20 protein-coding genes are annotated in these 21,997 nt (G+C 68.1%); 7 read left to right on the forward strand and 13 right to left on the reverse strand.

Annotation, left to right across the window (positions count from 1 at the left end; genetic code table 11):
- The first annotated feature begins 131 nt into the window (after positions 1–131).
- A complete protein-coding gene (locus PUN51_RS03285; protein ID WP_364396592.1) occupies positions 132–923 on the forward strand; it encodes a histidine phosphatase family protein in 792 nt (263 codons plus the stop codon).
- Complete coding sequence (locus tag PUN51_RS03290) at positions 907–1,836, forward strand: NAD(P)H-hydrate dehydratase (RefSeq protein WP_275179897.1); 930 nt, start codon at positions 907–909, stop codon at positions 1,834–1,836. Before PUN51_RS03285 ends, PUN51_RS03290 begins: the two co-directional genes overlap by 17 nt.
- 170 nt (positions 1,837–2,006) lie before the next feature.
- Here PUN51_RS03290 and PUN51_RS03295 read toward each other — a convergent pair whose 3' ends face one another.
- The 3 genes from PUN51_RS03295 to PUN51_RS03305 all read right to left on the reverse strand — a co-directional run bounded on the left by PUN51_RS03295 (position 2,007) and on the right by PUN51_RS03305 (position 5,261).
- Positions 2,007–2,429, reverse strand: a complete 423-nt coding sequence (locus PUN51_RS03295; RefSeq protein WP_159633328.1) for an Hsp20/alpha crystallin family protein — start codon at positions 2,427–2,429, stop codon at positions 2,007–2,009.
- A 621-nt stretch (positions 2,430–3,050) separates the two neighbouring features.
- Positions 3,051–4,685, reverse strand: coding sequence for an FAD-dependent monooxygenase (locus tag PUN51_RS03300; protein WP_275179898.1), 1,635 nt, complete (start codon positions 4,683–4,685; stop codon positions 3,051–3,053).
- 12 nt (positions 4,686–4,697) lie between these two features.
- Complete coding sequence (locus PUN51_RS03305) at positions 4,698–5,261, reverse strand: hypothetical protein (RefSeq protein ID WP_275179899.1); 564 nt, start codon at positions 5,259–5,261, stop codon at positions 4,698–4,700.
- A 135-nt stretch (positions 5,262–5,396) separates the two neighbouring features.
- Here PUN51_RS03305 and PUN51_RS03310 point away from each other — a divergent pair, with 135 nt between their 5' ends.
- Entirely contained in the window at positions 5,397–7,613 is a 2,217-nt protein-coding gene (locus tag PUN51_RS03310; protein WP_275179900.1) for a S9 family peptidase, read from the forward strand.
- Positions 7,614–7,674: 61 nt separating this feature from the next.
- On the opposite strand, the gene PUN51_RS03315 is transcribed toward PUN51_RS03310, so the two are convergent.
- Positions 7,675–8,187, reverse strand: coding sequence for an SRPBCC family protein (locus tag PUN51_RS03315; RefSeq protein WP_275179901.1), 513 nt, complete (start codon positions 8,185–8,187; stop codon positions 7,675–7,677).
- A gap of 116 nt (positions 8,188–8,303) precedes the next feature.
- Here PUN51_RS03315 and PUN51_RS03320 point away from each other — a divergent pair, with 116 nt between their 5' ends.
- Entirely contained in the window at positions 8,304–8,510 is a 207-nt protein-coding gene (locus PUN51_RS03320) for a DUF2945 domain-containing protein (protein WP_043452340.1), read from the forward strand.
- Positions 8,511–8,514: 4 nt separating this feature from the next.
- A complete protein-coding gene (locus PUN51_RS03325; RefSeq protein WP_159630917.1) occupies positions 8,515–9,711 on the forward strand; it encodes an NAD(P)/FAD-dependent oxidoreductase in 1,197 nt (398 codons plus the stop codon).
- A gap of 3 nt (positions 9,712–9,714) precedes the next feature.
- Here PUN51_RS03325 and PUN51_RS03330 read toward each other — a convergent pair whose 3' ends face one another.
- Genes PUN51_RS03330 through PUN51_RS03340 form a run of 3 tightly spaced genes read right to left on the reverse strand, consistent with a single transcriptional unit; the run spans position 9,715 to position 11,855 of the window.
- A complete protein-coding gene (locus PUN51_RS03330) occupies positions 9,715–10,275 on the reverse strand; it encodes a GNAT family N-acetyltransferase (protein WP_275179902.1) in 561 nt (186 codons plus the stop codon).
- Between the two features lie 8 nt (positions 10,276–10,283).
- Positions 10,284–11,444 carry an acetate kinase gene (locus tag PUN51_RS03335; RefSeq protein ID WP_159630913.1) on the reverse strand — a complete coding sequence of 387 codons (1,161 nt, stop codon included), beginning with the start codon at positions 11,442–11,444 and terminating at the stop codon, positions 10,284–10,286.
- Between the two features lie 54 nt (positions 11,445–11,498).
- Entirely contained in the window at positions 11,499–11,855 is a 357-nt protein-coding gene (locus tag PUN51_RS03340; RefSeq protein WP_224026950.1) for a VOC family protein, read from the reverse strand.
- Positions 11,856–12,228: 373 nt separating this feature from the next.
- Here PUN51_RS03340 and PUN51_RS03345 point away from each other — a divergent pair, with 373 nt between their 5' ends.
- Positions 12,229–12,519, forward strand: a complete 291-nt coding sequence (locus PUN51_RS03345) for a hypothetical protein (RefSeq protein WP_159630909.1) — start codon at positions 12,229–12,231, stop codon at positions 12,517–12,519.
- Between the two features lie 62 nt (positions 12,520–12,581).
- On the opposite strand, the gene PUN51_RS03350 is transcribed toward PUN51_RS03345, so the two are convergent.
- The 4 genes from PUN51_RS03350 to PUN51_RS03365 all read right to left on the reverse strand — a co-directional run bounded on the left by PUN51_RS03350 (position 12,582) and on the right by PUN51_RS03365 (position 17,529).
- Positions 12,582–13,817: a fumarylacetoacetate hydrolase family protein gene (locus PUN51_RS03350; protein WP_275179903.1), complete on the reverse strand. Its 1,236-nt coding sequence runs from the start codon at positions 13,815–13,817 to the stop codon at positions 12,582–12,584.
- Positions 13,814–15,298, reverse strand: coding sequence for an aldehyde dehydrogenase (NADP(+)) (locus PUN51_RS03355; RefSeq protein ID WP_275179904.1), 1,485 nt, complete (start codon positions 15,296–15,298; stop codon positions 13,814–13,816). Before PUN51_RS03355 ends, PUN51_RS03350 begins: the two co-directional genes overlap by 4 nt.
- Positions 15,295–16,641 carry an enolase C-terminal domain-like protein gene (locus PUN51_RS03360; protein WP_275179905.1) on the reverse strand — a complete coding sequence of 449 codons (1,347 nt, stop codon included), beginning with the start codon at positions 16,639–16,641 and terminating at the stop codon, positions 15,295–15,297. The genes PUN51_RS03355 and PUN51_RS03360 overlap by 4 nt, the downstream gene beginning before the upstream one ends.
- A gap of 165 nt (positions 16,642–16,806) precedes the next feature.
- Entirely contained in the window at positions 16,807–17,529 is a 723-nt protein-coding gene (locus PUN51_RS03365) for a GntR family transcriptional regulator (RefSeq protein WP_236560719.1), read from the reverse strand.
- 262 nt (positions 17,530–17,791) lie between these two features.
- Between PUN51_RS03365 and PUN51_RS03370 the strand changes: the two genes are divergently transcribed.
- Positions 17,792–19,123 (forward strand): MFS transporter, encoded by a 1,332-nt coding sequence (locus PUN51_RS03370; protein WP_275179906.1) that lies wholly within the window; start codon positions 17,792–17,794, stop codon positions 19,121–19,123.
- Positions 19,124–19,202: 79 nt separating this feature from the next.
- On the opposite strand, the gene pta is transcribed toward PUN51_RS03370, so the two are convergent.
- Together pta and PUN51_RS03380 are read right to left on the reverse strand one after the other, a co-directional pair.
- Entirely contained in the window at positions 19,203–21,359 is a 2,157-nt protein-coding gene (gene pta, locus PUN51_RS03375) for a phosphate acetyltransferase (RefSeq protein WP_275179907.1), read from the reverse strand.
- Positions 21,360–21,466: 107 nt separating this feature from the next.
- Positions 21,467–21,967 carry a MaoC family dehydratase gene (locus PUN51_RS03380; protein ID WP_275179908.1) on the reverse strand — a complete coding sequence of 167 codons (501 nt, stop codon included), beginning with the start codon at positions 21,965–21,967 and terminating at the stop codon, positions 21,467–21,469.
- Between the last annotated feature and the right edge of the window lie 30 nt (positions 21,968–21,997).

Below are 21,997 nucleotides of genomic sequence, written 5' to 3' on the forward strand. Positions count from 1 at the left end.
GCGCGCGCACCCACGGTGCCCTGCCGCCGTCGTCCGTTATTTTCCGCCGCCCCCGGGTACGCCGTTGGTAGTGTTCCTGAATTCGGCACGGCATGAGGCACGGTTTTGCACGGCGAGGATGGGGTGGGTTTGTGAACGGTGGATCTTCGAACGACGACGGCCTGACGGAGGCGGTCCAGGAGGCCGGGGCGGTGGAGCTGCTGCTGATCCGGCATGGCGAGAGCGAAGGCAACGTTGCGGCCACCGAGGCGCGCGAGGCCGGCGTGGAGGTCATCCAGGTTCCCGCCCGGGACGCGGACGTGGACCTGTCCGGAACGGGAAGGGACCAGGCCGAGGCGCTGGGCACCGCGCTGGGACGGATTGCCGGGGAGTTCCGCCCGGACGCAGTGGTTTCCTCCCCCTATGCGCGTGCCCGGCAGACGGCCGAGATTGCGGTGGAAACCGCCGGCTGGCCGTTGGAGGTGCGCATCGACGAGCGGCTCCGCGACCGCGAGCTCGGCATCCTGGACCGGCTCACCCGGCTGGGCGTCGAGAACCGCTACCCCGAGGAATCCGAGCGCCGGGAATGGCTGGGCAAGCTGTACTACCGGCCGCCGGGAGGGGAATCCTGGGCCGACGTAGCGCTGCGGCTGCGGTCGGTGCTGGCGGAACTGAACAACCTGGGCACCGGCCACCGGGTGATGCTGGTGTGCCACGACGCCGTGATCATGCTGTTCCGGTATGTCCTCGAAGGACTCAGCGAAAAGGAACTGCTGGACCTCGCGGCCACGGAAGCCATCCTTAACGCCTCGATCACCCGGTTCGTCCGGCCCTCAGGGGTGGGCCCGTGGACGCTGGAAAGCTTCAACGTGGCCGACCACCTGGCGGAGCAGGGCGTCACTGTCACCGAGCACGCGGGAGACACCAGTGTCCGGCCGCGGTGACTCCTCCGGCGCCACACTGGTAGCGCCGTCACTCCTGCGCGAATGGCCGCTGCCGGCGCCGGGCGCGGACAAGTACTCTCGCGGGTCCGTGCTGGTGGTGGGCGGCGCCCGGGCCACTCCCGGTGCTGCGCTGCTGGCCGGGGTTTCGGCCCTGCGCGCGGGGGCCGGGAAGCTCACACTGGCGGTGGCGGAATCGGTGGCCGTGCAGCTGGGGGTTGCCTTGCCGGAGTGCGGCGCCATTGGCCTGCCGGAAACTCCGGGGGGATCCGTCAAGCCGGAGCTGGCGCCGATAGCCTCCTACCTGGACCGGGCGGACACCCTGCTGGTCGGGCCCGGGCTGGACGACCCCGACCTCGCCGGCGAACTGCTCGAGGCGCTGCTGGAACGCGAGGCAGGCCGTGACGGAGCCTCCGATCCGGACGGCACGGAACGGCCCGCCGTCGTCCTCGATGCCTACGCACTGGGCGCCCTGGTGCAGCTCGAGGATCAGCTGGACCCCTGGCGCGGCCGGCTGATCCTCACCCCGAACCCCACCGAAGCCAGCATCCTGCTGGGACGGGACGTGGCGGACCTCGAAAAGGACCTCGCCGAGATCTCCGCCCGGTACGGCGCCGTGGTCAGCTGCCAGGGACTGATCGCCCGGCCGCCCGGCCCGGACCCGGACGAACCCGAACTCTGGAAGATCACCACAGGCTACGGCGGCCTGGGGACCTCCGGCAGCGGCGACGTCCTGGCAGGGGCGATTGCCGGGCTCCGGGCCCGCGGAACCACCGGCGCCCAGGCGGCCTGCTGGGGTACCCACCTGCACGCGGCGGCAGCGGACCGGCTGGCCAGCAGGCTGGGGCCGCTGGGATTCCTGGCCCGCGAACTCGCCGATGAACTGCCCGCCCTGATGCTGGAGCTCAGCGTCTGACGCAAGTCCCCGGACGCGTGGATGGCCCCCGGCCGAAGCCGGGGGCCACCGTAGCGGGAGGTTAAGGCCTACGCTGCCGGTGCGCTGTCTGGCGCTGTGGCGTGCACAGAATGGCGATTCGCCCCAAAAAGGCAGTCAACAGATGAGCCCGCCTCCCGGTCCTGTGTGAACTAAGCGGCGATTTCCTGCTTTGCCCCCTTCGTTTCGATCTCGATCTTGCGCGGCTTGGCCTTTTCGGCGACCGGGATGCGCAGCGTCAGGACACCTGCGTCGTAGCTGGCCTTGACATGTTCGGTGTCCAGGGTGTCGCCCAGGATCAGTTGGCGGCTGAAGACGCCGCGCGGCCGTTCAGAGGCGACCAGCTCGATGTCCTTGCCCGCCGGGTCCGGGCGTTCGGCCCGCACCGTCAGGACATTCCGTTCAACATCCAGGTCCACCGAGTCCACCGAAACACCGGGCAAATCGAAGGCCACGACGAATTCCTGGTCCTCGCGCCATGCATCCATCGGCATCGCCGCCGGGCGTGCAGCCGTGCCGAGGACCTGCTGGGCCAGCCTGTCCAGCTCGCGGAACGGATCGGTTCGCATCAACATGGCTTCCCTCCTCGTAAGAGATGGTCCAACACAGTTTCCGTATCAGCCGATCTGTAGTGGCTGATATAGATTTTTTAGCACTGGAGGAGTAAGTCTGCAAGAGTTTGCGGCAGCGGATTCCGGTGGTTTTCCGGCCCTTGCCCAGGCACGGAAAAGGGGCCTTCCACCTGCGCATACGCAGCCGGCGGAAGCCCCCTTCCAAGGTTTGCGGTCAGTCCCTGGTGGGGTCCGGACGGAGCGGAGCGGGGCCCGGGTCCGGGACGGGCAGCGGCCCCGGTGACGGTGGTGCGGGGAACGGGTTCGGGGACGGCGGGCCGGGCGGGCGCGGCTGGGTGGGGTCCGGGGACGTGGGCTCCGGGCCAGGTTCGGGCGGAAACGGCTCTGGTTCGTGCACTGGCGGGATGGTCATGGAACTTCCCCTCTCACACTGGGCGGATCATACTGGCAAATCACGCATAGGGCGGACCTGCCTTGGACTGACCAGACTACGCTTGCCGTCCCCCCGCAACCACCCTTCCCCTCCCCCCTTGCTCCATCAGTTGTGGGTTCCTAAACACCGGTTTTGGGAGCCATAAGTGATGGAGCAACACGACGGCGGGTGGTTGCCACCGTGTGCAGCCTTCAGTCCGCGGCACCCACCAGCCGCAGCCACGACCCAAGCTCGCCAGGGTCGGCCTCACCGCAGCGGTAGCCGACGTACCCGTCCGGGCGGACCGCCACCACGCCCCGCCCAGGGTGGCTGGTGAGCCGGTGGACGTGGACCAGTGGCGAACCGGGACCCGCAGGGAAAGCGGGCCCGGCACCCAGTGTGCCCGGCGCGGCGTCGCGCTCGAACAACAGGTGGATGCCCGGCACCGCGGTCAGGTCGTGAAGACGGGCCACCCGTCCGCCCACGGAAGCGGGCCCGTCCGGCAGCCGCTCCCCAGGCCTCGGCCATCCGCCGGCCCCGGGCATACGGTCTCGTGATATCGCACTGCCGCGGTAGTTCACGAACGGCTGGGCCAGCAACCTGATGCCCTTGGAAGTGAGCCACCGCCGGCGCAGCAGCAGCGGCAGCACCGGCGCGAAGACGGGCAGGGCGCTCCGGACCAGCCGGGCCACCGGATGCGGCGAGGCTTCGCCGAAGAAGATCACGTGCGTCAGCGCCAGTACGCGCCGGGCCGCCAGCCGCCGCTCCTGCCCGTAGCTGTCCAGCAGTTCCGGGAGCGGCGTACCTGCGGACGAGGCGAAGCCCAGCTTCCAGCCGAGGTTGAGGGCATCCAGGATGCCGTTGTTCATGCCCTGGCCGCCGGCGGGTGAGTGGGCGTGCGCGGAATCACCGGCCAGGAAGACAGGACTGGCGCCGAAGGTGCTGGCAATCCGGTGCTGCAGCGGAATCTGCGCCGACCAGCGCACCTCCCTGACCGCAGCACCCAGGCCGGATCCACCCAGTCCCGATTCCCCCACCAGCCGGGCCACCTCCTCTGCGGAAACGGGCGGACCCAGCTGGCCGAACCGGGCTCCCGGCGCCGGGGCTGCCGGACGGGTTGCCAGCATTCGCCAGGTGGCACCTTCGCCCAGCGCGAACAGGAAGACCAGCCCGGCGGCGCCGACGGCCACGTGCAGCAACCCCTCGTCGAGGGAGCCATCAAGTTCAAGGTCGGCCATGACCGCTTCCACCCCGTACGGGCCCCCGCGCCACTGCGCACCGGTCAGGCCCCGGACAGTGCTGGACTGCCCGTCGCAGCCGGCCAGGAACCGGGACACGTGGTGCTCCGCCAGGTTGCGCCCCAGGCCGCCGGCGGGTTGCAGCTCCGCGCGCACCAGGCTTTGCGTGGACGCCAGGGCTGGCTCCCGCTCGAACCCGTGGAACTCCACGCCCCAGTCCACGTGGATCCCCCGGGCCTGAAGCGCCTGGCAGAGGACGTCCTCGACGTCGGCCTGCCGGACCAGGGTGAGGTGTGGGAAGGCCGTGTCCGGGAGGTCCGCATGGCCCAGCCGGGCTTCGACAACGTGCCGGCCCAGGTGGATGCGTGCCTCGGGAGTGGTGTCGGCGCGGTTGAGCAGCTCATCGGTCACCCCCAGCGGGCGCAGGCCCTCGAGCGCCCTGGCGTGCAGCATCATGGCGCGGGACGGACGCGCCCTGTTCGCGCGCCGGTCCACCACCCGCACTGTTGCGCCGTGGGCGTGGGCCTGGAGGGCAGTGGTGAGTCCGGCGGGACCAGCGCCCACCACCAGGACGTCGCTGTCCGCCGTCGTACCTTGACCGGGTGGCATGGGCGGCGGATGTTAGTTGGGGTTGAGGAGCCGCCACCAGGCGTGGTCCGCCTGGGCAGCGGCCGGCATCGCGGCGGGATTGGCGAGCACGTCGTCGCGGCGCAGTCCGGGAAGCACCTTGTAGCTGATGGACCCGGGGACGCTGACCAGTTCCAGGACGCGCCACAGGGCTGCGGCGTACTTGCGGGCGCGTTCGGGACCGTCCCATTCGTACAGCCCGCGGTAGGCGCCGAAGGTGTCGTGGGCGCACCAAAGCTTGGAGACAAACCCCGGGAACCCCACAAAGAGCGGGGTGTTCATCAGGCTCTCCGCCTCGAACAGGCGGTGCGCCCTGCCGCGGACCAGCCGGAGGGTGAAGGCCACCACCAGGACGCAGGGCTCGGCGGGCCGGCGGTCGACGGCGGTCTCCCGGTAGACCCGCGCGGTGCTTCCGTCGGCGAACCGCAGCACCCTGCCAACATTGTGTTTCGGAAGATGGACCTGCCGGCGGACCAGCATGGCACAGGACGCCGCCACGCAGCGGGCCACCGCCAGCCATGCCTGGGCCCGGGGAGCGGGTCCGGATTCCACGGTCATGGTGCCTCCTGTCCTCGCAACGCCCTTCCAGCCTGCCGGGCCGCGGGGCAGGCACCCAGAGTCTTTCGCCCCTTTCGGCTCCCCCGGTAGCGAACGCCCTGCGGGGTTGCCGGAGGGGGTCTATATATTGAATCCATGACCTCCACTTCCCTGCAGGATTCCACCGGTACTGCGATCCCGGCGCCCCCGGTTGCCAAGAAGATCCCCACCGAGCGCACCCACCACGGGGAGACGTTCGTGGACAACTACGAGTGGCTGCGGGACAAGGAGTCGCCGGAGGTAGTGGAGCATCTCCGGGCCGAAAACGCCTACCAGGAAGCCGTCACGGCGCACCAGGAACCGCTCCGCGAGGCCATCTTCCAGGAGATCAAGGGCCGCACCCAGGAAACCGACCTGTCCGTCCCGCACCGCAAGGACGGCTGGTGGTACTTCAGCCGTTCCGCGGAGGGCAAGGAGTACGGCATCCACTGCCGGGTGAAGGCGCAGGACACCGGAGGCAAAGTGGCCGACTGGACTCCGCCGGCAGTGGAGGCAGGGGTAGGGATTCCCGGCGAAGAGATCCTCCTCGATGGCAACGTGGAGGCCGAGGGCAAGCCGTTCTTCTCCGTGGGCGGTACCGCCGTCACCATTGACGGCAACCTGTACGCCTACGCGGTGGACAACTCCGGCGATGAGCGGTTCACCTTACGGATCAAGGACCTCCGCACCGGCGAACTGCTGCCGGATGTCATCGAGAACATCTTCTACGGGGTTGCCTTCTCCCCGGACGGCACCCGCCTGTTCTACACCGTGGTGGACGAGTCCTGGCGCCCCTACCAGGTGAAGGCGCACGTCCTGGGCACCCCGGTGTCCGACGACGTGGTGGTGTACCAGGAGGACGACGCCGCCATGTGGCTGGGCTTCGAGCTGTCCGCGGACCGGCGCTACCTGGTGCTGGGCATCGGCTGCTCGGAGTACAGCGAAACCCGGCTGCTGCGTTTCGACGATCCCACTGCCGCCGTCACCACTGTCATTTCGCGCAACGAACGCGTCCTGTACGAGGCCGAGCCCTTCCTGCTCGACGGGCAGGAAAAGATCCTGCTCACGCACAACCGCGGCGCCATCAACTCCATGGTCTCCCTGGCTGACCCCGCCGAGCTGGAAAAGCCGCTCTCGGAGCAGACCTGGCGGACCGTCGTCGGGCATTCCGATGACGTCCGCGTCAACGGCGCGGGCGTCACCGCCACGCACCTGATCGTGTCTATCCGCAAGGACACCATCGAACGCGTCCAGGTGATGGGGCTGCCCGGCCTGGGCACCCCCGCCCAGCAGGCACCGGTGGAACCGGCCTTCGACGAGGAGCTCTACACTGCGGGCGTCGGCGGCTCGGACTACGAAGCCCCCGTGATCCGGCTGGGCTACACGTCCTACTTCACGCCGTCGCGCATCTACGACTTCGTGCTTCCCACGCCGGAGCAGCCGGCCGGCGAGCTGCTGCTGCGCAAGGAAAGCCCGGTGCTGGGTGGTTACGACGGCAGCGACTACGTGGCCACCCGGGAGTGGGCCACTGCCGGCGACGGCACGCGGATCCCGCTGTCGGTGCTGCGGCACAAGTCCGTCAAGCAGGATTCGACGGCGGCGGGCCTGGTGTACGGGTACGGCTCCTACGAGATGAGCATGGATCCAGGCTTCGGCATCGCACGGCTGTCGCTGCTGGACCGCGGCGTGGTGTTCGTGATCGCCCACATCCGCGGCGGCGGGGAACTGGGCCGGCACTGGTACGAGGACGGCAAGAAGCTCACCAAGAAGAACACCTTCACCGACTTCGTGGACGCCACCGACTGGCTGGCAAACTCCGGCTGGGTGGACCCTGCACGGATCGCGGCGCTGGGCGGCTCGGCCGGCGGCCTGCTGATGGGCGCCATCGCCAACATGGCGCCGGAGAAGTATGCGGCGATCGTGGCGCAGGTGCCGTTCGTGGATCCGCTCACCAGCATCCTGGATCCCGACCTGCCGCTGTCCGCGCTGGAGTGGGAGGAATGGGGCAACCCCATCACGGATCCGCAGGCCTACGCCTACATGAAGTCCTACTCGCCCTACGAGAACGTGCGGGAGGTGGCCTATCCCAGGATCGCCGCCGTGACGTCCTTCAACGACACCCGCGTCCTTTACGTCGAGCCGGCCAAATGGGTGCAGGAGCTGCGGAACAAGACCACGGGGTCCCAGCCGGTTGTCATGAAGATCGAGATGGATGGCGGCCACGGCGGCGCGTCCGGCCGCTATGTGCAGTGGCGTGAGCGGGCCTGGGACTACGCGTTCATCGCCGATGCCCTGGGTGCCACCGAGCTGATTCCCGGGGCCGGCCCCAGGTAGGCCCGGGCTGAGCCAGGCGGAGGCTTCCAGCCGCCGTCGAACGCTGGCCGCTGCCGGGTGATCAGGGCTGCGGGTGTTCGGCCATCCATTCCGCCAGGGTTTCGAGGTTGGCCCGGACAGTCCGGCCCTGGGCCCTCTCCACCAGCGGGTCGGCAAGCTTGCCGAAGATGCCCCCGAGGCCGGACGCGGCATCGATCCGCTGGGTGACGCGCGTCCCGCCGCCGGCAGGCTCCAGGGTGAACGTCACCGTGAAGTCCAGCTTCCCTTCCACCGATTTGGACACCATGCGCCGGGGCGGATCAAACTCCTTGACCTCAACGGTCCAGTCGAAGTGCCGTCCCATGACTTTGCTGGTTCCCCGGCCGTGGGTGCCCACTCCCACGGGCCCTTCGCCGACCCGTTCCGACGAGGTCACCGAGGAATCGTAGACAGCGACATTGTCGAAGTTCGACAGGAAATCAAAGACCTCCTGCGGTGGCCGGGCGTGGCCGGCAGGGACAGCATGGCCCTGGACGCGGCCGGTGTCAATGCCGCCATCCCGTGGTGCAGGCGGCCGGGCCCGGGGTTCGGACACGTAGCTGCCAAAACAACGTAATCATGCTTACGATTGGCTGCGGGGACGCCCGCCGGGGCGGCAGCCGGGCCGCAGAGCGGCACAGACCCACCGCATCACCCAGCCAAGGAGTGCAGATGTCGCTGAGCAAGGGAACGCATGTGGAGTGGAACACTTCACAGGGCAAGACGCACGGCAGGATTGTCGAAAAGAAAACCAGCGACTTCGAGCTCGACGGCAACACGCACCGCGCCAGCGAGGATGAGCCGCAGTACGTGGTCGAATCGGACAAGACGGGCGCCCGGGCAGCGCACAAGGCATCTGCGCTGACCGAGAAGAAGTAGTCCCGTGGCTGCCCAGCATGAGGTAGTGATTATTGGCGGCGGCAATGCCGGCATCTCCCTGGCGGCGCGGCTGCAGCGCTACGGCGTCAAGGACGTGGCCGTGATCGAACCCCGGGACCACCACCTCTACCAGCCGCTCTTCTCGCACATTGCCGGCGGCCGGGCGCAGGCCCAGGAGGCCATCCGGCCGCAGCAATCCGTCATCCCCCAGGGCGTCACCTGGATCCGGGATGCCGCCGTCGGGGTGGACGCGATGGCCAACACCGTCAGCCTGGAATCAGGGGCCCGGGTGGCTTACGGGCAACTGGTGGTGTGCCCGGGACTGCAGTACGACTGGGACGCGGTGCCGGGGCTGGCCGAGGCCGTGCATTCGCCGCACGGCGCATCCCATTACGAGTTCGACCTTGCTCCCAAGGCTTGGACGCTGCTCAGCGCCATGACCTCCGGGACAGCTGTCTTCACCATGCCGGCGGGGCCCATCAAATGCGGCGGCGCCGCCCAGAAACCCATGTACCTGGCCTGCGACTACTGGCGGGAACAGGGGGTCCTGGACAAGATCAGGGTGGTGATGGTGCAGCCCTACCCCACCGTGTTCGGGGTACCGGAGGTGGACCGGGAACTGGACCGCAAGATCGCCGAGTACGGGATCGAGCTGCGGACCAACAGTGAGCTGGTGGCGGTAAGCCCGGCCGGCCGCCGCGCCACCATCCGGGACCACGCCGCGCACACCACGGAGGACCTGACGTACGACGTCCTCAACGCCGTCCCGCCGCAGTCGGCCCCGGACTGGCTCAAGGCCACGGACCTGCCGGCTCCCGGGGACGCGGGCGGCTTCGTGGAGGTGGACCGGCAGACGCTGCGGCATCTCCGGTACCCCAACGTATGGTCCCTGGGCGACGCCGCGGGTACCACCAATTCCAAGTCCGGCGGGGCGCTGCGCAAGCAGACCAAGGTGCTGGCGAAGAACCTGGTGGCGGCCCGCAAGGGCAAACCGCTGCGTGCCAGGTACAACGGCTACTCGGTGTGCCCGTTCACCGTGTCACGGGACACCGTGGTGTTCGCCGAATTCGATGACCGCTACCGGCCCATGCCCACCATCCCGCGGGTACCCACCTGGAACGAAAGCAAGCTGTCCTGGGTGGTGGACCGGGACCTGTTCCCCAAGATCTACTGGAACCTGATCCTCAAGGGCCGGGCGTAGGGGCTAGCTGCGTGAACCGATCCGCCACTCATCGGCAAGGATGGCGTAGACCAGTTCGGTGGCCCACTGTCCCTTGTAGTGCCATTTGTCGATGTGCCGCGCCTCCAGCCGCATGCCCAGCCGGTCGCACAGCGACGCGGACGCGCCGTTGAGCTCGTCGAGCCGGGCCTCGATCCGGTGCAGGCCCAGTTCCTCGAAGCCCAGCCGCAGCAGCGCATTGGCCGCCTCGGTGCCGTAGCCCCTGCCGCGGGCCGCGGGCGCCAGCGTCCATCCCACTTCGGCCTGCCCCCGGCCCGGGAGCCATTTGAGCACCACCTCGCCCAGCAGGCCCGGCGCGTCAGCTGCCTCGATGGCTAGCGCAACCCAGTCGCCTTCCTTTTCGAAGACAAAGTTGGCGTACCGGCCCACCCGCTCCATGGATTGGGTGAACGTCTTGGCGGGGCCGGGGAGGAACCGGGCGGTCTCCGGCAGCGAGTGGTAGGCGTGGAAGGCGTCCAGGTCGCCGCCATCGAACCGGCGCAGGACCAGGCGCCCGGTGCGGATGGGCAGGCGGATCTCAGGCATGCTGGCGGCTAGCTGCCGGAACCTACGACGGCGGCAGTCGCCTCCGCGATGGCGCGCTCCTCGTCAGTGGGAACCACCAGGACGGGGATCGCGGAGGACGGCGTGGAAATGACGCGCGGTTCCTTGGACCGGCGGGCGTTCAGGCCGGCGTCGAGCTCGATTCCCAGGGCGCCCAGCCGGTCCGCCACGTGTGCCCGGAACTGCTGCGAGTTCTCGCCGATCCCGGCGGTGAATACCAGCGCCTTGGCGCCGCCGACGGCAACGTGGTAGCCGCCGATGTACTTGGCCAGCCGGTAGGACGCCACCGCGAGTGCCATCCTGGCCTTCTCATCGCCGGACTCGGAGGCCTCCACCACGGAGCGCATGTCATTATTGCCGGCCAGGCCCTTCAGCCCCGATTCCCGGTTCAGCATGGTGTCGATGTCCTCCGGCGACCACCCGGCCCGGCCCAGGAACACCAGGATGGAGGGGTCCAGGTCGCCGGAGCGGGTGCCCATCACCAGGCCCTCGAGCGGAGTGAAGCCCATGGAGGTGTCCACGGAGCGTCCGCCGCGGATGGCCGTCACCGAGGCGCCGTTGCCCAGGTGGGCGATGACGCCGTCGAACTCCTCGATGGGAAGGTCCAGCAGCACCGCCGACCGGCGCGCGACGTACTCGTGCGAGGTGCCGTGGAAGCCGTACCGGCGGATGCCGTGGTTGGTGTAGAGCTCGTCCGGGACGGCGTAGCGCCAGGCGTGCTCGGGCAGGGTGCGGTGGAAGGCGGTGTCGAACACAGCCACCTGCGGCATCTTGGGCCATTTCTTGGTGATGGCCCTGATGCCCAGCACGTTGGCCGGGTTGTGCAGCGGCGCCAGCGGGTTGAGCCGCTCGATGGCACGGGTGATCTCGTTGTCCACCAGGACGGGTTCAGCAAACCGCTCGCCGCCGTGGACCACGCGGTGGCCCACCGCCGCCAGCTCGAGGCCGCCCAGTTCGCGGTGGATGGCGGCGTCCACCTGTTCCAGCGCCTCCGCATGGTCCCGCGGGCCCTCAATCTCGCCGTCCCCGCCGCCGCCGTTGCCCATGCCGATCTTCTCGATCAGTCCCTCGGTGAGCACCGTCCCGGCGGCCACGTCCCGGACCTGGTACTTCAACGACGACGAACCGGAGTTGATGACGAGCACGAGCATGCGGGGCCTCCTCAGCCTGGCGTCTGCAGTTCAACCCCACTATATGTGGCGCGGCTAACGGTCAGTCAGCAGCAGCGTGTTGCCGTCCGGGTCCTCCGCGGTGAAGAAGCGGCAGACGTCCGGGGAACCCCCAACGGGACCCACCGGGACACCGTCTTCCGCAAGCCTTGCGCGCGTTCCCTCCAGGTCATCGACCAGGAAGTTGCAGGTTGCCCACGCCAGGCCGGGCTCGGCCTTGATGCCGCTGTCCGGGCCCATCAGGGTCACCGATGCCTTTCCTTCCCCGTTCAGCACGGCGGAAAAGGTGTTGGCCTCTGCGATAGTGAGGCCCAGCGTGCGGCTGTACCAACCGGCCGCTGATTCGGGGTTCCGGACGGGGATGAACGCTGTGGAGATGGCTGTACCAGGCATGACTGCGATGCTAGCGCTACTTCGCCGAACGTCCCTGGACCAGCGTGAAATCCTCGTCTTCACCATTTCGGACGGGAAGATCAGGGAAGCCTTGGAATTTGCTGAGGACAGCACTTAGCTGGCGTGCTTTTGGTCCCGACCTGCGGCGCTGATAACGCTTTCGTCGCAGGGTTTCGGAAGGCTTGCCAAAAATATCATCAGCATGCTTACTATAGATGCAGTCGATCGGAAACGGCTGCGAACGGAAAATCGAGAAGGGTGCGCTCAGCGAACGGGGCGCACCGTTTTCGTGACCGCGGGGTTCCTTGCGGAGTGGCGCAGCCTGTGCATAGAGTCGGCAAACAAGGCTGGACCACGCCGAGAGGACAATTCCATGACGAACGAGCCCAATTCGATCGACGAGAACGACCCCACCAACACGGGATCCAGCAGCACCGCCCCGCTCGACGCGCAACCCGATTCCGGAAGCAAGAGCGATCCCACCGGGGTGGAGGGCGCCAACCCGGCACTGGACGACACGGGCAACCTCAAGGCTGCCGAAACCGGGGAAGCACCGGAGGCTCCCGAAGACCGGGAAGGACTGGACCTCACGCCGCAGGGGCTCTCCGACGAGCCGGCCAAGCAGGAAGACCCGGACAGCGTGGCCAAGCCGGACAACAGCTGACAGCACCACACGCAAAAGGACGACGCCGGCACCCACCAGGGTGCCGGCGTCGTCCTTTGCCACTAACGGGCCAGACGGGCGCCCTGCCCCTGCCCTAGCTCCTGGCCCTGCGTCGCCAGGTAGTCGAAAAGCTGGCGGAGGCCAAACGTCCAGGCCGGGAGTTCCTCGCACGGGCCCACCCGGTTGACCAGGGCACCGAGGTGGCGGCTGCGGATGGTGACGGTGTCGCCGTGCTTGTGGGTGAAGCCCTGGCCCGGTTCGTCCCGGTCCTGCGTGGGCGCAAAGAGGGTCCCCGTGAACAGCGCGAAGCCGTCCGGATACTGGTGGTGCTTCCCGTAGGTGGCGGCCACGAGTTCCTCGAAGGGCCTGCTGATCCGGGACACACTGTTCCGCCCCTCCAGCAGGTACCCCTCCGGGCCGTCCACGCGGAGCAGGATCTCCTCATCGCGCAGCGTGTCCAGGGTGAAATTCCGGTCGAACAGCCGGATGAACGGCCCCAGGGCGCTGGAGGCGTTGTTGTCCTTTGCCTTGCCCAGCAGCAGGGCGCTCCTGCCTTCCACATCGCGCAGGTTCACGTCGTTACCCAGCGTCGCGCCCACCACGCGCCCGCCGGACGTGGCAATGAGCACCAGCTCCGGCTCCGGGTTGTTCCAGGACGAAAACGACGGGATGCCGATCTCCGCCCCCAGTCCCACTGATGACAGGACCGGCGCCTTGGTGAAGACCTCCGGGTCCGGACCGATCCCCACCTCCAGGTACTGCGACCACAGCCCTTCGGCAAGGAGGACCCGCTTGGCTTCGGCCGCCTCCGCCGATCCGGGCCGCAGGTCGGCGAGGCTTCCGCCCAGGGCCCGGCCCACCAGCTCACGCACTTCAGCAGCACGTGCGGCGTCGCCCGCGCAGCGTTCCTCGATGACCCGTTCGATCATGCTGTCCACGAACGTGACGCCGCAGGCCTTGATGACCTGGAGGTCAATGGGTGCCAGGAGCCTGGTTTCGGAAGCGTCCACAGTGCTGCCGTCCCCGGCCAGGGAGGCATTGACGACGTCGGCCGTCGCCCAGCGGGGTTCGGCCAGGCTTGGGTCCTGCAGGGCCGCGCGGACGGCGGCGGCCGGGTCCGGCAACTCGAGCAGGCCGGAGACCGTGGTGGCCAGGCGGTGCAGGTCGAAGACGGTCCCTCCGCTGACGGCCACCACGCGCGGACCGCCCGTTTCACCATCCCAGACCCGGCCGATGAGCAGCGCGGCGTCGGCGTCCTCGGGTAGCACGGAACGGACTGCCGCGGGTGTCGGACTCACTGGTACACCCCCGTCCCGGCCCCGTCACGGGAGGCGTCCGGCGCAGGGTGCCGCCAGACGCCGTCGACCCTTTGCGGGACCTGCCACGGATTGCTGTCCTGCAGGGGTTCGGGCAGCCGCGTTGCGGGGAACGACTGGTACGCCACCGGGCGGAGGAAGCGGCGGATGGCCGCCGTCCCCACGGAGGTGGTGTTCGAGGTGGTGGCCGGGTAGGGGCCGCCGTGGTGCTGGGCGTGACTGACCGTCACACCGGTGGGCCAGCCGTTCCAGAGGACCCTCCCGCTGAGGTCCGCCAGCCGGGCAGCGAGTTCGGAGACGTCGTCGTCCTCTTCTGCCTGCAGCGTGGTGGTCAGCTGCCCTTCGAGCAGCGCCGCCAGCTCCGGCAGCTCCGCCTGATCCTGGTACTCCACCACCAGGCTGGCGGGGCCGAACATTTCCTGCCGCAGCAGCGCGGGGTTCTTTCGGACCTCCTCCGCCGTGGTGCGCAGGACCGTGGGCGCGGGGTGCTCCGCAAAGTCCCCTTCCAGCAGGACTTCCACTCCCCCGCTGTCCCGGAGCGTGGTGACGGCGTCGGCGTAGCCGGCGTGCAGGCGGTCGCTGAGGAGCCGGGCGGGACTGAATCCTGCCAGCGCCTCCCCCAGCTGGTTGCGGAGCGCCTCCGTGTCCCCGGCGGGGACGAACAGCAGCCCGGGCTTGGTGCAGAACTGGCCCATGCCCAGGGTGAAGGAACCGGCATAGCCCTTGATGATCTCCGCCCGCCGGGCTGACCACGCGCCGGGCGCCACGAAGACGGCATTGATCCCGCCCAGTTCGCCGAAGAACGGGATGGGTTCGGGGCGTGCCGCAATCCGGTTGAGCAGCGCACGGCCGCCGGCGGTGGAGCCGGTGAACCCGATGGCTTTGACCAGGGGATGGTCAACAAGGGCCTCCCCCGCCCGCCGGCCGGTCACCATGGAGAACAGGCCCGACGGCGCCCCGGCAGCTTCCAGGGCATCGGTCACCACCTGGGCGGTGCGGGCCGCAAGTTCGCGGTGGGCGTCATGGGCCTTGTGCACCACGGAGCAGCCCGCCGCCAGGGCCGAGGCACTGTCCCCGCCCATCACGCTGAACGCGAAGGGGAAATTGGAGGCACCAAATACCCCCACCACGCCGAGGGGCACGTTGTACCGCCGGAGGTCCGGCCGCGGCCCCATGCCCCACGCGGGGTCGTCGTGGTCGATGGTGGCATCGAAGTGCTCACCGCGGCGGATCTCGTCCGCGAACAGCCGCAGCTGGAAAACGGTGCGCTTGAGCTCCCCCTCCAGCCGCGGGGTGCCCAGGTGGGTTTCCCGGACGGCCGTTTCCACCAGCCCGGAAGCATCCTCCTCCAGCCCGGCGGCGATGGCTTCGAGCCAACCCGCGCGGGTGTTGGGGTCCACGGTCCGGCCCTTTTCAAAGGCGGATGCTGCGGCCTCGACGGCGGCGTTCACTCCTTCGCTCATTGGACCGCTCCGGCAGGGGCCAGGGCTGCGCCGGTGACGGCGGCGCGGTCGCCCACCTCCTGCCATCCGGCGCCGTTGGGGAATTCCCAGCGGGTGCGGGAGGCACTGAGCATCTCCGCGCCGGTGCCGGGCAGTTCCGGTGCGGCATAGCGGCCGTCGACGATCCTGACGGGTTCCGCGAAGTGCTCGTGCAGGTGGTCCACGAATTCGATCATGCGGTTTTCCTGGCTGCGGCCCACCACGGCGTAGTCGAAGAAGGAGAAGTGCTGGACCAGCTCGCACAGGCCCACGCCGCCGGCGTGCGGGCAGACGGGCACCCCGAATTTGGCGGCCAGCAGCAGGATGGCGATGTTCTCGTTGACGCCGGCAACGCGGGTTGAGTCGAGCTGGAGCACGTCGATGGCGCCGGCCTGGAGCAGCTGCTTGAAGACGATGCGGCTCTGCACTGCTTCACCGGTGGCCACCCGGACCGGTGCAACGCCCCTGCGGATCTCGGCGTGGCCCAGGACGTCGTCGGTGCTGGTGGGTTCCTCGATCCAGTAGGGGCTGAATTCTGCCAGCTGATTGACCCACTCGACCGCTTCGGACACCTCCCACCGCTGGTTGGCATCAATGGCAATGGGCAGGCCGCCTACGGCTTCGCGGGCCAGGGCCATGCGCCGGCGGTCGTCATTGATGTCCCCGCCCACCTTGAGCTTGATCATGGAGAACCCGTCGGCTGCGGCCTCCTTGCTGAGCCGGACCAGTTTCTTGTCGCTGTAGCCCAGCCACCCCGGAGAGGTGGTGTAGGCGGGGAAGCCGTCGGCCTTGAGTTCGGCGATGCGCTGTTCCTTGCCGTCCTGGCCGGCACGGAGGATTTCAAGTGCCTCCTCCGGGCTGAGGGCATCGCGGACATGGGTGAAGTCCACCACGCTGACCAGTTCCTCGGGTGTCATCTCACTGAGGAGGAGCCAGAGGGGCTTGTTTTCCCGGCGGGCACGGATGTCCCACAGGGCGCTGACCAGGGCGCCGCAGGCCATCTGCGTCACGCCCTTTTCGGGGCCCAGCCAGCGGAGCTGGGAGTCATGGATGAGGAGCCTGGAGGCCGCGCCCAGGTCACCGATGAGCTCGTCGATCTCGCGGCCCACCAGCAGGCGGGCATAGGCGTCGATGGCTGCAGTCAGGATTTCGTTGCCGCGGCCGCAGCTGAAAACGAAGCCGTGGCCCTCATCGCCCGCATCGGTGCGGATCACCACATAGGCGGCCGAGTAATCAGGGTCTACGTTGACCGCGTCTGAACCGTCGAGCTCAAGGGACGTGGGGAAGCGGACGTCCTGGGTGTTGATGGACGTGATGGAAGGCATGGATCTCAACTTTCGGAGCGGAACTGGAGAAGGGAAAGATTCGATTCCTATACGAATTTCTAAAATCATATAGGACACGTGATCCACGTCAACCCATGACCGCGCGGGCCTGCCCCGCAAACGCAGCAGCCCCGGCCGTCCGGGGCCGGGGCTGTTCGTCGAGAGCTAGGTGATGATGTGCGTGCGCGGCGGTCCGCTGTCCTCCAGCGGGGCGAGCTCAACCTCAAAGGCCTGCGCAAAGCGGTCAAAGGAATTGCGGATATGCGTCGTCATGGCCGCCTCCGCCCCCTCCGGATCACACGCCTCGATAGCCTGCCTGACCGCCGTATGCTCAGCCACCGTAATGGCCCCGTCCACATCCGCCGGGTACAGCCGGAAGGTGTGCAGGTGGCAGTGGGTCTGGGCAAAGGCATGCCGGACCACGGGGTTGCCGGAGGCGGCAAGGATGGTGTCGTGGAAACGGGTGTCATGGGCCACCAGGTCCTGCCGGAGGTCCTTGCTCCGCTTCATGGCGCTCCGGAAGCTGCCCAGTTCCTTCTCCAGGGCGCCGGCCGGATTGGCGAGGCGGTCAACAGCGGCCGCGCGGGCCGCCCACGGTTCCACGAGGAGCCGGAATTCAAACAGCGAGCGCAGTTCCGGCAGGTCCAGCAGCGGGGTGGTGCTGTATCCCCGGCCGGGGTTGTAGACCACCAGGTTGTCGCCTTCAAGCCGCTGCAGCACCTCACGGACGGGCGTCTGGGACACCCCCAGGCTGCGCGCGACGGCGTCAATGTTGATCCGGGTGCCGGGCGCTATCTCGCCTTCCAGGATTGAGGCACGCATCGCCGAATAGACGTCGGGCACGGCGGCCTTGCCGCGGGAGGTTTCGGACGGTTGACGTGGGGGCACGCGGTTACCTCTTGCACTGGTTTGGACTTGCTGCGGAGCGCGGACATGGCCTTTTCGGCCGGGAGTCGCTTGGGGGAATCATAAGCCACACCCCGCCACAGGCTTCATGGAAGGGCTTTTTTGGAAGGGCACTTGATCCCGGTCACACTTTCTATATGATTAACCAGATTCCTATACGATTTTGGCGCTGAGATCTTCCGCGTCTCCCCCTCCCGCCCGTGCGCCCCGCACCCGAAGCCATGTATAAGTCGAAGGAGACCGCATGACTACGCTCGGAAGTAAGACCTCCATCACCAATCCATCCCGGCAGCCCCGCCTCATGACCCGCAAGCGCTGGGTCATCATCTGGCTTGCCTTCATCGGCCTCAGCATCAACTACCTTGACCGGTCCAGCCTCAGCGTCGCCCTGCCCTTCATGGGCAAGGACTTCGAGCTCAGCGCCACCCAGCAGGGGCTGATCTTCGCTGCCTTCTTCTGGGCCTACGACTTCTTCCAGCTCGCCGCCGGCTGGTACGTGGACAAGGTGGGCCCCCGCCGCTCCTTCTCCCTGGCCGCACTGTGGTGGTCCGTCTTCACCATGGTGACGGCGGCAGCCTCCAGCTTCTGGTCCCTGTTCGCCGCACGGTTCCTCCTGGGCGTCGGCGAAAGCCCCGCACCCAGCACCGCCGCCAAGGTGGTGGCCACCTGGTTCCCCGTCCGGGAACGCGCCTTCGCCACCAGCATCTGGGACTCCGGGTCACGGGTCGGGGCCGTCATCGCACTGCCCATCGTTACCCTGATTGTCGCCTTCACCTCCTGGCATGCGGTCTTCATCATCATCGGCATCCTTGGAATCATCTGGGCCGCCGTCTGGTGGAAGTACTACCGCAGCCCTGAGGAGCACACCGGCGCGAACGCGGCAGAGATCAGCTACATCCAGGAAGGCGGCGCCCGCGGCGCGGCCAGTGATGACGAAAGCGCAGCCAAGCTGCCGTGGCGTTCGCTCTTCAAGTACCGCACCATCCTCAGCATGATGTTCGGCTTCTTCTGCCTGAACAGCGCCATCTACTTCTTCATCACGTTCTTCCCCAGCTACCTGGTCAAGGAACGCGGCTTCGACCTCCTCAAGCTCGGTTTCTTCGGCGCCATCCCCGGCATCTGCGCGGTCCTGTTCGGCTGGCTCGGCGGATACCTGGCCGACCGTGCCGTCCGCGCAGGCTCACCGGTCAGCAAGGTCCGCAAGACAGCCATCGCCGGCGGCCTGGCCGGCGGCTCGGTCATCATGTTCGCCGCATTGGTTCCGGAAGCCTGGATGGCCCTGGCCCTGCTGTCCGTCGCCTACTCCAGCCTCACGGTGGCCGCGACCGGCATCTGGTCGCTGCCGGCCGACGTCGCCCCCAGCTCGCGCCACGTGGGCTCGATCGGCGGCCTCCAGAACTTCGCTTCGAACCTGGCCGGCATCTTCACGCCCATCCTGATCGGCGTGCTGGTGGACCAGACCGGATCCTTCGTGGCACCGCTGGCTGTGATTGGCGCAATCTCCCTTATCGGCGCGGCCAACTACCTGTTCGTCATCGGCAGGATCGAGCCGCTGAAGGTCAAGGCAGCCGCCTAGGGATCCACTTCCCAGCCCACTAAATGGACGATGCCGGCACCCGCCAAGGTGCCGGCGTCGTCCTTTTCTGCCTGGTCTCCTAGGAGGCCGGTGCCTCCGCCGTGGCTTCCGCCTGCGCTGGGGACTGTATTTGCACTGGAGCCTGCGCTGGGGCCTGTGTTTGCGCTGGGGACTGGGCCTGGATGGCCGTGATGGCCACCGTGTTCACGATGTCCTCCACCGTGCAGCCGCGGGAGAGGTCGTTGACCGGTTTCCGCAGCCCCTGCAGGACCGGCCCCACCGCCACGGCACCGGAACTCTGCTGCACCGCCTTGTACGTGTTGTTGCCGGTGTTCAGGTCCGGGAAGATGAAGACCGTGGCCTGGCCTGCCACGGAGGAACCCGGCATCTTGGACGCGGCGATGGAGGCGTCCACGGCGGCGTCGTACTGGATGGGCCCCTCCACCGCGAGGTCCGGGCGGCGCCGGCGGACCAGTTCGGTGGCCTGCCGCACCTCGTCCACGGCCTCACCGGCACCGGAGCCGCCGGTGGAGTAGGACAGCATGGCCACCCGCGGTTCCACGCCGAACTGGGCGGCGGTCTCCGCCGAGGCCAGGGCGATGTCCGCCAGCTGCTCCACGTTGGGATCCGGGTTGACGGCGCAGTCGCCGTAGACCAGCACCCGGTCCGGCATGAGCATCAGGAACACCGAAGACACGATCTTCACGCCCTCGCGCGTCTTCACAAATTCAAGGGCCGGCCGGATGGTGTGCGCCGTGGTGTGGGCGGCACCGGACACCATCCCGTCCACCACGCCCAGCTGGACCATCATGGTGCCGAAGTAGCTGACGTCCTGCATGATCTCCAGCGCCTTGGGCAGGTCCACGCCCTTGTGCGCCCGCAGTTCTGCGTACTTCTCGGCGAACTTCAGCCGCAGGTCGGAGGTGGCGGGGTCGATGACGTTGATGCCGGACAGGTCGATGCCGTTGGCGGCTGCCAGCTCCCGGACGTCGGACTCCGGGCCCAGGAGCGTCAGGTCGCAGACGTCGCGGCGGTGCAGGATCTCGGCAGCCCGCAGGATCCTTACGTCCGTCCCCTCCGGGAGCACCACGTGGCGGCGCTGGGCCCGGGCCCGCTCGATCAGGTCATGCAGGAACCGCAGCGGGGTCATCCGCTCGGCGCGGGGCAGGTGCAGCCGCTCCACCAGTTCGGCCTCGTCCACCCGGCGGGACCAGAGGCCCAGCGCGGAGGCCACCTTGCGCCGGTGCCCCGACCAGATTTCGCTGCGCACCTCTGACACCCGGCGGGCCGTCTGGTAGGTGTCCTCGTCCGCGGCAAAGACAGGGAACGGCGCCTGTGCCAGGAGCGGGTAGATGTTGGCGTCCGGGGCCAGGCCGCCGGTGAGGATCAGCGCGGACGCCACGGGAAATTCGGGCGAGAAGGACGAGGCGAGGCAGGCCACCATCACGTCCGCCCGGTCCCCCGGCACGATCACCAGGGCGCCCTCGTCCAGCACGTTCAGGAAGTTGCCCACGTTCATCGCGGCAACCTTGATGTCCTTGACGTCCCGCTCCATGTCCGGCGTTCCCGCGATCTGGCGGACGCCCAGCGCCGCAGCCACTTCCCCGGTGGTGGGGCGGGCGATCTCCTCCAGCTCCGGCAGGATGTACACCGGGCGGCCGGAAGCGCCGGGTTTCAGGGCAGCCGCGATGGCGTCCAGGTCGCTGGCGCTGGCCCTGTTCACCATGATGGCCAGCAGCGCACACCGTTCGGCGGCCAGTTCCTTGCGGGCAACTTCGACGGCGGCAGCGGTCTCAGGGACGGTCCGCCCCTTGGCGCCCACCACGGCCACAACGGGCGTGGCCAAGTTGTTCGCCAGCCGGGCGTTGAGGTCGAACTCGACGGCGGAGTCCTGGCCCACCAGGTCAGTGCCCTCCACGATCACCACGTCGCAGTGGCGCGCGATGTCGGCGAAAATCTCCACGCACCGGGCATCAATTTCCGCCCGGTTTCCTTCCGCGAGGAGAGTGCGGACCTCGTCGTAGGTCAGGCCGCCGCGGCATCGCTCGTCATCCAGGGCGAACCGGGCCTTCATCAGGGCCACCATGGGGTCATCGGCAGCCGAGGGCCCGTGGACCACCGGTTTGAAGAAGCCGATCCTGTCCGCGTGCCGGTGCAGGGTGTCCGCCAGGCCAAGGGCCACAAGGGACTTGCCCGAGCCGGGGGTGGTTGCGCTGACGTAGATGCCTTTGGCCATGGTCCGCCCTTTGCTGTTCTTGCTGGTGCCGGTCCCCCCATCCTTGCACTTCGCGGCTCTCGGGGCTGCGTCAAGCGGCGCAACTCACCCCGTTCCAAGGGTTGGGGTTATACGTTGACTTCGGTTTTCCGGCTGGCGACTTCGGCAGCGGCGGGCTCGCTGGCGCGGCGCTTCATCAGCGCAGTCCGCCGGACGACGCAGACCAGCTCGTTGTTCTGGTTGTAGCCGCGGTGTTCGATGCCCACGAGTCCGGTGTCAGGGCGGGACTTGGATTCGCGTTTGTCCAAGGCCTGGGTCTCCACGCGGAGGGTGTCGCCGATGAACACCGGCTTGGGGAACTCGATGTCGCGGAAGCCCAGGTTGCCCAGGGTGGTGCCGAGGGTGGTTTCCTGGACCGGGACGCCGGTGACCACGCCGAGGGTGAAGACGCTGTTGACGATCTGCCGGCCGTAAATGCTGGCCTTCGAGAATTCAGCATCCAGGTGCAGCGGCTGGACGTTCATGGTCAGCGTGGTGAACAGCAGGTTGTCCGTCTCGGTGACGGTACGGGTGACATCGTGCTTGATGACATCGCCGACAACAAAATCTTCGTAGTACATTCCGGCCATGACAGGCTCCTTTGCTTGTGGTGCAGGTAT

Source organism: Arthrobacter sp. NQ4 (assembly GCF_029077345.1).
Taxonomy (GTDB): Bacteria; Actinomycetota; Actinomycetes; order Actinomycetales; family Micrococcaceae; genus Arthrobacter.

Coding starts and splice junctions, on each gene's coding strand:
- PUN51_RS03320 (WP_043452340.1), top strand. CDS start 8,304: ATGTCGCTGAGCAAGGGAACGCATGTGGAGTGGAACACTTCACAGGGC.
- pta (WP_275179907.1), bottom strand. CDS start 21,359: ATGGCCAAAGGCATCTACGTCAGCGCAACCACCCCCGGCTCGGGCAAG.
- PUN51_RS03330 (WP_275179902.1), bottom strand. CDS start 10,275: ATGCCTGAGATCCGCCTGCCCATCCGCACCGGGCGCCTGGTCCTGCGC.
- PUN51_RS03295 (WP_159633328.1), bottom strand. CDS start 2,429: ATGTTGATGCGAACCGATCCGTTCCGCGAGCTGGACAGGCTGGCCCAG.
- PUN51_RS03340 (WP_224026950.1), bottom strand. CDS start 11,855: ATGCCTGGTACAGCCATCTCCACAGCGTTCATCCCCGTCCGGAACCCC.
- PUN51_RS03370 (WP_275179906.1), top strand. CDS start 17,792: ATGACTACGCTCGGAAGTAAGACCTCCATCACCAATCCATCCCGGCAG.
- PUN51_RS03360 (WP_275179905.1), bottom strand. CDS start 16,641: ATGCCTTCCATCACGTCCATCAACACCCAGGACGTCCGCTTCCCCACG.
- PUN51_RS03345 (WP_159630909.1), top strand. CDS start 12,229: ATGACGAACGAGCCCAATTCGATCGACGAGAACGACCCCACCAACACG.
- PUN51_RS03305 (WP_275179899.1), bottom strand. CDS start 5,261: ATGACCGTGGAATCCGGACCCGCTCCCCGGGCCCAGGCATGGCTGGCG.
- PUN51_RS03335 (WP_159630913.1), bottom strand. CDS start 11,444: ATGCTCGTGCTCGTCATCAACTCCGGTTCGTCGTCGTTGAAGTACCAG.
- PUN51_RS03355 (WP_275179904.1), bottom strand. CDS start 15,298: ATGAGCGAAGGAGTGAACGCCGCCGTCGAGGCCGCAGCATCCGCCTTT.
- PUN51_RS03310 (WP_275179900.1), top strand. CDS start 5,397: ATGACCTCCACTTCCCTGCAGGATTCCACCGGTACTGCGATCCCGGCG.
- PUN51_RS03380 (WP_275179908.1), bottom strand. CDS start 21,967: ATGGCCGGAATGTACTACGAAGATTTTGTTGTCGGCGATGTCATCAAG.
- PUN51_RS03300 (WP_275179898.1), bottom strand. CDS start 4,685: ATGCCACCCGGTCAAGGTACGACGGCGGACAGCGACGTCCTGGTGGTG.